This is a genomic window from Waterburya sp., from assembly GCF_058530065.1.
Window position 1 is genome coordinate 1 of the sequence record NZ_JBZNBU010000159.1, and the last position, 3,286, is coordinate 3,286.

The following is a 3,286-nucleotide window of genomic DNA, read 5'->3' on the forward strand; positions in this document are numbered from 1 at the left end:
CCAGCGCTTCGGAAATCTTCGGCAGTCGCGGGCAGCAGAAAGGTTTAATCGCCACCGAAATTGCGGCGCTGCTGGCTTCTTCCGCCATCAATAACAATGACAAAGTAGGGTTGATCGGCGTAAATGGTTCTGGTAAGTCTACTCTACTAAAAATGATCGCAGGTAGCGAACCCACAGATGGCGGACAACGTTTGGTAAAAAGTGGCGCGAGGATTATTTATTTACCCCAACAGCCAGAAATCGATGAAGAACGCACTGTCATCGATCAGGTATTTGCCGATAGTGGCGAACAAATGAACTTGGTAAGAGAATATGAAGATTTATCTCATAAAATAGCTCATGCAACAGGAGATGATTTAAATGCTTTGATGTCTCGCTTGGCTAAAGTAACGGAGAAAATGGAGTCGGTTGGCGCGTGGGAGTTAGAAACTAAGGCAAAGATAATCTTGAGCAAGCTAGGTATTGAAGACTTTGACGCTAAAGTTGGCAGTCTTTCTGGAGGATATCGCAAGCGAATTGCTCTTGCTGCTGCCTTACTTAATGAACCCGATCTACTGCTGATGGATGAGCCGACAAACCATCTCGATGCCGAGTCAGTAGAATGGTTGCAAGAATACCTCGATCGCTTTGGCGGTGCTATTTTATTAATTACTCACGATCGCTATTTTTTGGATCGGGTAACAAATCGGATCGTTGAAATAGATCGCGCCGATCTTTATACCTATGGAGGTAATTATTCTTATTATCTAGAAAAAAAAGCCCAACAAGAAGAATCTGTCGCCAGCACTCAACGCAAACATCAAGGGGTATTAAGACGGGAATTAGAATGGCTCAAACGAGGGCCAAAAGCTCGCAGTACCAAGCAAAAAGCCCGTATCGATCGCATCAGTCAAATGCAGGATAAGGAGTTCAAACAGGCTCAGGGAAAGGTGGATATCGATACTCCAGGCAGACGGATCGGCAAAAAGGTAATCGAACTAGACCATATATCTAAAGCCTATCAAAACCGCACCCTAATCAAAGATTTTAGCTACAAATTTACACGGAGCGATCGCATTGGCATTATTGGTGGGAATGGCGCGGGTAAGTCTACCCTAATGAATATTATTACAGGTAGAATCGAACCCGACGCAGGCAAAGTTGAAATCGGTCAAACTATCCACATCGGTTATTTCGATCAGCATTCCGATAATATACTCGACGCATTAAATCAAGAACAAAGAGTCATTGAATATATTAAAGAAGTAGCGGAAATTGTCACTACGGCTAACGGCGACAAGATTACCGCTTCTCAAATGTTAGAGAAGTTTCTCTTTACTCCCAACCAGCAATATTCGCCGATCAATAAACTATCTGGAGGAGAAAAGCGTCGTTTATTTCTGTTGCAAGTCTTGATGTCTGCGCCCAATGTTTTGATTCTCGACGAGCCAACAAACGATCTTGACGTACAAACTCTAGCGATTTTGGAAGACTATCTGGAAAACTTCAATGGTTGCGTTATCGTAGTTTCTCACGATCGCTATTTTCTCGATCGCACTGTCGAATTTATCTTTGCCATCGAGCCAGAAGGCAAGGTACGTAAATATCCTGGTAACTATTCTGTTTATTTGGAACACAAAAAGAAAGCCGAACGAGCAGCCAAACAAGAGCAAGTTGACCACAAACCCAAACCAAGCAAAGCTAAAACTAATAACTCTAATAAAACTAACGACAAAAAAAATAAACCCCTGTCTAACTTTGAACTGAGGGAATATAATAAGCTAGAAGAAAAAATAGCCCAATTAGAAGCAAAAAAAGAAAAGCTAGAAAACGAGCTAACCGTTAACTGTAGTGATTTTAATTTAGTCCAAGAATTATCGACTAAATTAGCTACTCTCAACGATGAAATTGATTCCGCTACTGAAAAATGGATGGAGTTAGCAGAAAGAGAAATGTAATAAAGGGCTGCGCCCTAGTTATTAGTTATTAGTTATTAGTTATTAGTTATTAGTCGTTCAATGCGGGCGGTCAGCATTGCGGGGAAACCCCGCAATTACGCCCTTAAAACATAGTCTTTAACTATGCCTGAACGTAAACACAGTAAGACTGTAGGATCTTACACCCAATTGTTTTTATTACTAAATTTAATTCTTTAACTAAAAACTTAAGATAAATAAATTTGACAGTAAAGCTTTATGTTGAATGCGATCGCTAATCGTCGCCGTATTTTAATCTTTATTTCCCTACTAATTATCGTTTCTTTGGGGCTATATTCTAAAACCCATACGGGTATCGCCCAAGATTGGGTGCGAGATTATTCGGGAGATATATTGTATGAGATTTTATGGTGTCTGATTATTTTGTGGTTTATACCTGCTAGCAAAGATGCGATCGCTATAAAAAACACTACTGCTAAAATCGCCTTAGGGGTATTTGTTGTTACCTGTGCCATTGAAGTTAGTCAGCTTTGGTTTCATTTAGTACCACAAGTATTGCGATCGCACATTCTTTGGAAGTTAATTTTAGGTGCTGGCTTTGATTGGTGGGATTTTCCCCATTATGCTTTAGGTTCGCTAATTGGTTGGTGCTGGATTTACAAAATTGCCATCATCAATAACAGTTAGGACAGTTATTTGGATGAAAAGATTTCAGCCAGATCGACAAATTTAAAATTAGGTTTTGGTTGATTGACTCCATCTTGCACGACTAATAAACCATGAGGATAGGATTTCCCCAAAGAAATATTAGTAATATCCAAACCATCGGTTTTCTTGACTCCTGCGATCGCAAAACTACCCCAATAGGAATTATTATCGAGCAGATCGTAAACGGCAAAAGTACTATCTCCTTGACTAGAAGCAATTAAATATTTTTCTCCATCATTGCCATAATAAATAGTCAAACCTTCGATATCCGCAACCAAAGGAGAATCAGACTGGTAATCTGTAACGCGATCGACAATGGTTAAATTTAGATCTTGAGTAGGATCGGCATTCATTTGCCAAATCCCGAAATCTTCTTGGGCTAAATAAAGTATTCCCGTTTCTCTGTCTACTACCATTCCTTCGATAAATGCCTTTTCTCGTTTTACACCGTCAGGAATAGGTAATTCCAAAATACGAATTAACTTAGCCTCCACTTCCAAAGCATCTGCTGCGCCAAATCTTGGTTGCAATTCTAGTTGAGCGATTTTATTGTCGTCAGATTGAGAGACAAAGACATAAGCCTTACCATCTTCAGCATTAGTATAGGCAGTCAAACCATAGGCAGTAGCTTCCTCATCGTCTACCCCAAAGATCGATTTAGG

At 40.1% G+C, this 3,286-nt stretch carries 3 protein-coding genes; 2 read left to right on the forward strand and 1 reads right to left on the reverse strand.

What is annotated here, in order from left to right; genetic code table 11:
• Positions 1-1,937: ABC-F family ATP-binding cassette domain-containing protein (locus AC33VI_RS10120; RefSeq protein WP_491782138.1), on the forward strand; the 1,937-nt coding region annotated here is incomplete at its 5' end.
• A 237-nt stretch (positions 1,938-2,174) separates the two neighbouring features.
• Positions 2,175-2,603 (forward strand): ribosomal maturation YjgA family protein, encoded by a 429-nt coding sequence (locus AC33VI_RS10125; RefSeq protein WP_491782139.1) that lies wholly within the window; start codon positions 2,175-2,177, stop codon positions 2,601-2,603.
• A gap of 5 nt (positions 2,604-2,608) precedes the next feature.
• Here AC33VI_RS10125 and AC33VI_RS10130 read toward each other — a convergent pair.
• On the reverse strand, positions 2,609-3,286 hold a 678-nt coding region (locus AC33VI_RS10130; protein ID WP_491782140.1), incomplete at its 5' end, for a phytase.

Bases quoted from the DNA above. Each gene is read 5' to 3' on its own strand.
- AC33VI_RS10125 (WP_491782139.1), top strand. From the start codon at position 2,175: ATGTTGAATGCGATCGCTAATCGTCGCCGTATTTTAATCTTTATTTCC.